This window comes from Halohasta salina (genome assembly GCF_024178165.1).
GTDB lineage: Archaea > Halobacteriota > Halobacteria > Halobacteriales > Haloferacaceae > Halohasta > Halohasta salina.
The window spans coordinates 25960-34326 of sequence record NZ_JAMZIE010000012.1; the positions used below are offsets into that span (position 1 = coordinate 25960).

General features: G+C 50.9%; 10 protein-coding genes. 7 read left to right on the plus strand and 3 right to left on the minus strand.

What is annotated here, in order from left to right:
- Positions 1–45: 45 nt before the first annotated feature.
- Positions 46–579 (plus strand): DUF1616 domain-containing protein, encoded by a 534-nt coding sequence (locus NKJ34_RS16010; protein ID WP_425491848.1) that lies wholly within the window; start codon positions 46–48, stop codon positions 577–579.
- A 98-nt stretch (positions 580–677) separates the two neighbouring features.
- Here the strand turns inward: NKJ34_RS16010 and NKJ34_RS15030 are convergent, their stop codons facing one another.
- Positions 678–1916, minus strand: a complete 1239-nt coding sequence (locus NKJ34_RS15030) for an RNA-guided endonuclease InsQ/TnpB family protein (protein ID WP_253739118.1) — start codon at positions 1914–1916, stop codon at positions 678–680.
- 194 nt (positions 1917–2110) lie between these two features.
- On the opposite strand from NKJ34_RS15030, the gene NKJ34_RS15035 reads away from it, so the two are divergent.
- Genes NKJ34_RS15035 through NKJ34_RS15050 form a run of 4 tightly spaced genes read left to right on the plus strand, consistent with a single transcriptional unit; the run spans position 2111 to position 5705 of the window.
- Positions 2111–2341 carry a hypothetical protein gene (locus NKJ34_RS15035; RefSeq protein WP_253739119.1) on the plus strand — a complete coding sequence of 77 codons (231 nt, stop codon included), beginning with the start codon at positions 2111–2113 and terminating at the stop codon, positions 2339–2341.
- A 10-nt stretch (positions 2342–2351) separates the two neighbouring features.
- Positions 2352–3494: a glycosyltransferase family 4 protein gene (locus NKJ34_RS15040; protein ID WP_253739120.1), complete on the plus strand. Its 1143-nt coding sequence runs from the start codon at positions 2352–2354 to the stop codon at positions 3492–3494.
- Between the two features lie 10 nt (positions 3495–3504).
- On the plus strand, positions 3505–4440 hold the full coding sequence (locus tag NKJ34_RS15045; protein WP_253739121.1) for an NAD-dependent epimerase/dehydratase family protein: 936 nt from the start codon (positions 3505–3507) through the stop codon (positions 4438–4440).
- Positions 4437–5705, plus strand: coding sequence for a sulfatase-like hydrolase/transferase (locus tag NKJ34_RS15050; RefSeq protein ID WP_253739122.1), 1269 nt, complete (start codon positions 4437–4439; stop codon positions 5703–5705). The genes NKJ34_RS15045 and NKJ34_RS15050 overlap by 4 nt, the downstream gene beginning before the upstream one ends.
- 64 nt (positions 5706–5769) lie before the next feature.
- Here the strand turns inward: NKJ34_RS15050 and NKJ34_RS15055 are convergent, their stop codons facing one another.
- Positions 5770–6339, minus strand: a complete 570-nt coding sequence (locus NKJ34_RS15055) for a metal-dependent hydrolase (RefSeq protein ID WP_321169466.1) — start codon at positions 6337–6339, stop codon at positions 5770–5772.
- Between the two features lie 208 nt (positions 6340–6547).
- Here NKJ34_RS15055 and NKJ34_RS16035 point away from each other — a divergent pair, with 208 nt between their 5' ends.
- Positions 6548–6829: a DUF8044 family membrane protein gene (locus NKJ34_RS16035; RefSeq protein WP_484494516.1), complete on the plus strand. Its 282-nt coding sequence runs from the start codon at positions 6548–6550 to the stop codon at positions 6827–6829.
- A 329-nt stretch (positions 6830–7158) separates the two neighbouring features.
- Here NKJ34_RS16035 and NKJ34_RS15060 read toward each other — a convergent pair whose 3' ends face one another.
- On the minus strand, positions 7159–7410 hold the full coding sequence (locus NKJ34_RS15060; RefSeq protein ID WP_253739123.1) for a hypothetical protein: 252 nt from the start codon (positions 7408–7410) through the stop codon (positions 7159–7161).
- Between the two features lie 175 nt (positions 7411–7585).
- Between NKJ34_RS15060 and NKJ34_RS15065 the strand changes: the two genes are divergently transcribed.
- Positions 7586–7744, plus strand: coding sequence for a hypothetical protein (locus tag NKJ34_RS15065; RefSeq protein WP_253739124.1), 159 nt, complete (start codon positions 7586–7588; stop codon positions 7742–7744).
- Positions 7745–8367 lie beyond the last annotated feature (623 nt).

Here is an 8367-nt window from a genome sequence, read left to right on the forward strand (position 1 = left end):
TACCACTCAGACCTTAATCTTCCGTGTTCCAGCAGTTCGCTGAAAATGAATACGACACTACGAACTCCGAACCGACTGTATTGGTCAAGGGCGCTGGCAGCGTCATCACAAGAAAAGATTATATGTAAACCTGATAACCTCCTATACGTGTCCGCTAAGGGTCAAACTACCGCCACGCGGGTCGTTGCCTTTATTTTCATAACCCTCGTCGCCAGTGTCGGCTATCTTGCTGCGAATCCGGCACTCACTACGACTGGCCATACTGAATTCTACCTCCCCAACGCTGCTGGTGACGATACAGGACAGAGAAGCACCTCTGCCGGAGAAACAACGGATTTCACCATCGCCATCGCGAATCACGAACATCGCGCAGGCACATATCGGGTTATCGCCACTGTGAACGGGACGAGATCAACTGAACGTACTTTACAGATATCGAACAATGAAACTCGTGAAGTACCGTTATCAGTGACAGCACCTACTGTTCCAGGACGGTACAAAGTCGAATTTCAGCTGTACTACGACGATGGTAGTGACCCCGATCTTACGACGTGGTGCTGGATTGAGGTTATCGAGTGAACTGCCTCGAGGTAAAGCCCCGAGATACTCTGCTTGTTTCCTCTGTAGAGTAAGCTACCACGCCCTGAAGGGCGTGGCATTCAGCGTGGACTCCCGTTCTAACCGCTAAGGGCGGTAGGCGAATACTCGCCATTCACGTTCAACGTCCCGCTGTTCAAGCGCACGCCTACGGGTGCGCCTCCACGCCCAGACTTTTGCTGGTCGCGGAGATACTTCAAGCCGATATTCTTCGCGGCGTTGTAATCCGCGTGAACATCATACCCGCACTTCAAGCAATCAAACTCGTCCTGCCCGTTGTTGTGCGGGCGATTATCCTCGTGAGTGAACCCGCACTTCGAGCAACGCTGACTCGTGTACGCCGGATTAATTTTCTTCACTACAAGCCCTTCAGACTCAGCCTTGTATGTGACGTACTCGAACAAGCGGTGGAACGCCCACTTGTGAACCGCCTTCGCGTGCGGCAAGCGTTCGCGGATACCTTTCAGTTGCTCGAACACGATATGCGTACAGTCGTTCTCCAGAGCTTCGTCTACGAGTTCGTTCGAAATCGTGTAAAGCAGTTGCTCGAAGCGTCCAGTCTGCTTGCGACCGATTCGTTGGACATTGATATGCGCCCAGCGAGTCCCAGTCTGTTGGAGGTCACCTCGACGTTTCTCGTACTCTCGATGCCAGTGGTTGAGTTCGCCGCCGCTCCAGAAGCGTCCGGTTGAGGTGGTTGCGATGTTTGTGATACCGAGGTCAACACCAAGGACGGAGACGTGCTTGGCATCGCCTGTGTCGGTATCATCGTTCTCCACGGCGGGCTTTGTCCGAACGTGGAGGTAGAAACAATCCTCAACCGTGTCGTAGTGGAGCGTAGCTCCCTTGACGTCGTAGTCATCGTTGAACAAATACGCCGAGTGTGGCGTGTCACGCTGTTCGTCGGGAAGAACGAACTCCGCAGTCACTCGTCCATCTATTGTGGCGAGTGTGGCGTGATCGTCGTTGACGGTGACGGTTCGTGCGTCGTAGCTGGCGAACCTCGAGGTGAACTCGGGCTTCGAGGCTTTCTTCCCTTCTTTCCAGCGTTCGATAACACCTTTGACGGCTTCTGCGGCGCGGTTTCGTGCGGCTTGCACGAGGTTGGCCGGGAGTGGTGAGCCGTCTCGAACGTCGTAGTACGTGAGGTCATGGAGTTTTTGCTTGCTGGTGATTTTCCAGTCTGGTTCCCACGCTACGTCCACGACGTGGTTGGCGGCGTCGAGGAAGTGATCAGTTGTCTGGTGGAGGAGGTCAGCGGCACTCTCGTCCACATTGAGCTTGATGGGGACGGTTCGGGTGCCTGAGTCTTCCACCATCTGTACTTCATATGCAGCACTGGGTATTTATATTAGTTTGGATTGGCGTGGGGGAGTCAGCCTGCTATCGAACGCGGTGTGTATCCAGGTTGTCGGCTTCCTCCCGCGCCTGAAGTCGCGGGTTTCCGCCTTGCAGTCATTATGAAATCATTGACTTCGGTATCACTTTAACTCCCGACTTTTATCAAGTCAATATGGCTGAATCACAGGAGGTAGAGTCGATAGAAGTACCGGTTGAGCTTCTCAAGCGACTTGAACCACGTATAGAGGCTACTGAATTCAAGAATAAAAGTGAATATATCACTCACATTCTTGAAGAAGTCCTCTATGAACTTGAACAGGAATCCGATCACTCCGCTGCTGGATCAGTCGACGAGCAGCAGGTTCAAGAGCGCCTCAAGTCGCTCGGCTATTTGAACGAGTGACATCTCAGTAATGCGTATCGCTTTCATCTATGACGCGGTATATCCTTGGGAAAAAGGTGGGGCACAGAAACGCATCTGGGAGCTTGCCCGTCGGCTCGCTGACGATCACGATATCCATCTCTATGGGATGCACTACTGGGATGGCCCGCCAGTAATTGAGCGAGAAGGCGTTACACTCCACGGCGTCTGCGAGCCACGAGAACTCTATGTTGAGGGACGACGATCGATCCCACAGGCGGTCTATTTCGCTTTGAATGTTCTTCCGTCGCTATTAAAGGAAGATTTTGATCTGATCGATTGTCAGGAGTTCCCCTACTTTCCCTGTTTCTCGGCAAAAGCCCACGAACTCCTCCGTAGCAGCACCCTCGTCATCACTTGGTATGAGGTGTGGGATGACTATTGGTATGACTATCTGGGGGCAAAAGGTATCTTCGGTAAGGCCATCGAACGAACCACTTTACGCCTCGCAGACACGGTTATTCCCATCTCGGAGTACATCGCATCCGACATCAGAGATATCGGACGTACCCGGGGACTCGAAGTCGTCGAAAACGGAGTCGACTTCGATCGACTGCAGGAGATTCCCAGCGCAGACACCGACTGGGATGTCATTTATATAGGTCGTCTTTCAGAACACAAGAACGTCGATCTACTACTCGAAGCGGTCGACATTGTTTCCGAACGTCTTGACAGTAACCTCTCGTGTGGTATCATTGGCGATGGTCCAGAGCGCGAACAACTCGAAGCCTACGCGCGTAAACTTGATGTCGACGATATAGTAGAATTTCTCGGGTTTGTCGAATCCGACGAAGATGTCATCGGCAACATCAAAGCCGCCTCGGTGTTTGTCCTGCCGTCGATTCGTGAAGGGTTTCCTAATACGATTCTTGAGGCGAACGCCTGCGGGGTTCCCAGCATCATTGTCGATCATGCAGAGAATGGCTCGACAGCCGTCGTTGAGGACGGCGTTACAGGATTCATTACGGATGTCTCCTCGGAAGATATTGCAGACCGGCTCGTAGATTGTCTAAGCGACGATGCGCTGCTTGCAGATCTATCGTCTGAAGCTACAGAATACGGGCGGGCTCACAGTTGGGATGTGATTGTCGACGAACTAGAAGATGTATATTCAAGTGCAGTCCAGTCAAAATGAAGATCAGTCCATGCAATCGAGGAATGTACTTGTCACTGGCGGTGCAGGATTCATCGGCTCAGAATTCGTCGAAAAATTGTCCGAGACCGAAGCAAACGTCCTGGTGGTCGACAACTGCTTTGCGGGTTCCGAGTCTCTGGTTCCCGATGGTGTAGCATTCGAACAGGTCGATATTCAGAGCAACCGACTTTCTGAACTCGTTTCTGATTTCGACCCCAACGTGATTGTCCATCTCGCTGCGATCCATTACATTCCGTACTGCAATGAACACCCCGAGGAGGCCTTCGACGTGAACGTGATGGGGACTCGAAATCTTCTGACTGCTGCGCGAGAACTATCGAATCTCGAGATGATGATGTTTGCATCCTCCGCAGCTGTTTACCCTCCCCGTGAGGGATCCAATAGTGAATCGTCGGAGACCGGACCGACTGACATCTACGGCAAGACGAAGTTAATCGGGGAAAACTTGGTTCGGCAGTTTCAGCAGGAGACAAACACGACAACCGCCGTGGCCAGGTTATTCAATGTCTATGGACCGAATGAAACGAACGAGCACTTGATTCCGGCAGTGTTGAATCAAGTACGAAGCGGAGACAGAAAAATAGAACTCGGGAACCTCACCCCGAAACGGGATTTCATTCACGTCTCAGATGTGGCGGACGCACTAATGACACTTCTGACTGAATTTGACGATGGCTACGGGGTTTACAATATCGGAACCGGAAGCGAGTACTCGGTTCAAGAAGTCGTCGAAAAGACCAGTGAGGCACTTGAAGAGGAAATCGATATCATACAGGACAAAGACCGGGTTCGGGAGAGTGACCGCCCGCATCTTCAAGCAGACATTTCTAAAATGCAGTCCGACTTCGGTTGGGAACCCAAAGTTGAGTTTGTGGAGGGACTCAGAGAGCTTCTTCACCAGAACAAAGAGGTGCTCGTCACGTGACACAGCGAAATATCGTTCTCGTTACCTACGATAGCTTGCGTGCCGACCACTGCGGGCATCTCGGGTACGAGCGAGACACAACGCCTAATTTAGATGAGATGGCAGCTGAGGGAATCAGTTTTCCCGAAGCAATCTCCCCAGCGTCCCGAACGAATCCATCGATGGCAGGAACATTCACAGGCGAACCGATGGTTGCAAGAGATCAGGTCGCCGACCCATCGCACTCGCGACGCCATTTAGCCCGCTATGGTACGCTTGCGGAGGAACTCTCTGAGCTAGGATACACAACCGGTGCATTCAACCCGAACGCTTACGCGTCCAGACATTACGGGTTCGACCGTGGATTCGACCACTTCGAGGACTTCTTGTTTTCCACAGACCAATATCAGGAGATCTTCCAGAAGCATCTTTCGGATTCCACAGTGTATACCCTCCTCCGTAACTTCCGGAACTATCTTCGTCGCGAAGAGGCGTTCAAAACGTGGGACCGATATGTCGATCAAATTGAACAATGGGCTACGTCTCAATCGGAACCGTTCTTTTTGTGGGTCTTCTCGCTCGATACGCATTTCCCACACCTCTCTCCGCGAAAGCATCGAAAGTGGAGCACGCTTTTCAAGCAATATTATTACAACTGGCGGTGCAATCAGTTGATCGACGACCTAGATCCGGATCTCTCCGAGCGAGAGGTGCAAAAGATCATCGACATCTACGACGATTCAATCCGGTTCGGCGATGTTCTTTTGGCTGAACTACGGAACAGACTAGCGGGATTTGACCCCGTCTACATCGTTTTCGGAGACCACGGAGAAGCATTCGGTGAACGGGATATCTACGGACACTTTTATCCCTCACTCTATGAGGAGAACATCCACGTCCCGCTGGTGGTTTCGGAGTCGGTGAAGTGCAATGGAGATCCCTCGCAGCCGATCTCGCTCACACAAATTCCCAACATCGTCAAACAATTCACTGATGCCAACACTCGGCCACAGCTCAGTACGTGGGCAATCGCAACTGATTATGATGGTCGATATGATCGGAATCTAATCACAGTTCGGACGAAAACGGCCAAGCAGATTGCCACCTGGCAGAACGGACAACTTACTAGCACCAACACCTACTCAATGGAAGACGTCACAATTGAGGGGGAGCCACTTTCGGATAAAAGTGAACTCCACGAAAGCTTGCAACCTGTTGTGCAACGACGATATAATCACGAATCAGAACTGTGTTCCATTCAGACAGGCGTAAAAAACATACTCTGAGAATTTCAATTAACTAACTATACATGAATCTTAATCAACCGTTTTTATCTGACTTCTTCACTGGTTAGATTCTATGTCCATAGCGCTGTGATATATCCTTTAGAAGTAGCACGAATACTAATCCAAGTAATATAACAGAGAATATACTCCAAAGGATGAGGAATATTTGTCCGGGGCCGCCCCACCATGCTCCGGGCGACTTCGAGATAGTAGTAAACGGCCAGAATATACTCGGCGGAATAGTGCCCTCAAGAAATTTGGGAGTCCAGTCAGTAAGCCAGTGTACAGTATATGCAAATACAAATCCTACCCCAAGATGCGTACGGTCTGTAGTGCGGGCATACATCAACACAAGCACAGCGACAGGGATAGCGAACGGTAGGGAGTGCATTCCTACCCGCCCCCATGGAACGACTCTAGCCAGTTCGAGTGGCTTATCGACGAGATCCGGGAATTGGCTGCCGACGAATACAACAAACAGCATCGGTCTTGTTGGTAGCCGACGATAGCGGAAAAAAACATATCCTGACACTGGTAGCAGTGCGAGAAGAAAGGTTTCCACCGGTCCAAGAGCGATCAATGCAACCTTTTCTGAGTAGGTCAGGTCAGAGAGAAAATATTTTAAAATTGGCATTATTCGTAGCTAAATTTCCCCAGAAGACGATTCTCTGCTTTGGGGTTGCACAATTCTGTTAGAGCGTTCGTTAGTAAAGTAATTCTCCTGTAGAGTAAGAATGTATCGCTAAGCTGCTGGCTTAATTCGGTCGCACTGTAACTGGAGAATTTTGGGTCTTCTTAACAAACAATATATATCGGTCTACGACATAACACTCTATACGTGGATGCAGCCGATTTCATATCGATTTATACAGTATCTTCTTGCGTGGGTACTGGCAGTGCTAATCGCGATGACCTTAATTAATGCGTTCACGTTAGAGGTGTTTTTTGTCACATCGCTAATCGGTATATTGGCGATTACAGAGGTAATGCTGCCGATTAATATACGCCCTCTCTGGTATCGCCGGTTACGGTGGGTGATCGTTGTGGGGCTTGGTGTGTTTGGATATATCCTGCTACGGCGGGTCTTCTCATTGCTTCCAATTGAGTTCACACTCGGTCTCTGATCGGGAGAAACAGTTCTCAGAGAATTATAAACAGTTCGTCTGTTTTGAGGTACGTCTGGAGGTCGCCACAAAGAGTTTATTCGTTACCTCGGTGACGATAATCTTGACCGACCTCTTTCGAAGTCGCCATATAGACAGGGCGAATGCCTCGAGGCTTGACCCAAAGGTAGTTCACTAATGAGAGGGACAGCCCTGTCAAAGAATCCTTTAGCTCCCCTAAACACGGAAGTGGGCTGTCTACTCCAAGAAGTTCCCATACACGCCACAATCCTGTCAGAAAAATTTATCTCTCAGATTTTCGTCAACTACTGTACACCCCAAGGAGAATCTCAACTGCGGTGCCAGTGATAGAGCCCGACAGAGACAGTAGGTAGAACGACGAAGTGCAACAGAAGCAACTCCTGTACCATCTCACCATGTTGGGCAACATCAACGACGGTGGTTCCTCCGCCGAGAATGGCTGCATTAAATACTGTCATCAGCGCGATTGAGAGACCGAGCAAGAATGCAATCGCAAATACCTCGAACAAACTCTTTCTTTCGCGATCTGGGCTCACAAATATCATATTCTGTGTGTCCATACTTTGTTAATCATAACTTACTAACTATTAACCAGATCATTACGGAAAATTCGAGACGAAAGCCTCGTCTTAAGTCCGGGCATGAGCCAACAGTATACCGACTTGGCGGGAGTATCCTGAAGAACCTCCAGTAATCAAACAGGTCGACGGGTTCCGAACGAACGGCTACAGTCGCGTGCTCGTTGTTCCCGGCGACGCCGTCGCCGCTGCTGAGGAGTTGGCCACCGAGATCGTTGTTCCCGGCGACGCCGTCGCCGCTGCTGAGGAGCTGGCCACCGAGATCGGCGGGACCGTACATGTCACGACGCCCGACGGTGTGGCCGACTTGTTGTAGTCGATTAACCATACTCCACGTTCCAACTGTAACGATCGGCTGTAGGAACTGCTACTCACGTCTCGATAGAGAGGCCACTAGCAGCCGCCGACAGCCAGTCGACCATCGGTGGTGGGTGCTAGGCCGTTAGCGGGGCCGGCTGCTGTGCGGTCGGTGCTGGGCGGTTGCTTTGCTGTTGTTGCTGTTGTTGTTCTAGTTCTAGTCGACGACTAGGAGGGGGCCCCCACACCCCACGTTCCAACTGTATTCTCTCATGGTGGAGTTGGGATCAACGAAGACTTCTAGACGCCGAACACACCCCACGTTCCAACTGTAAATACGTCGTATTCAGCAGAGAAAACGGCTGTCTGATGGATTACGGATTCGAGACCATAAGCAAATACGATTCTGCCGGTTCAGTTGGACGAACCCGTCGTTCTGGTGAGAGATACAGTTGGAACGAGGGGTGTGTGGGGGCAGGTGGCCGTGAGGTCCGATCGCCGAGTCGACCACGCCCTATCATATCAGAAAATACACTTGGAACGTGGGGTGTGTGGTGAGTCGATACAGTTGGAACGTGGGGTGTGTGGTGAGTCGATACAGTTGGAACGTGGGGTGTGTGGTGAGTCGATACAGTTGGAACG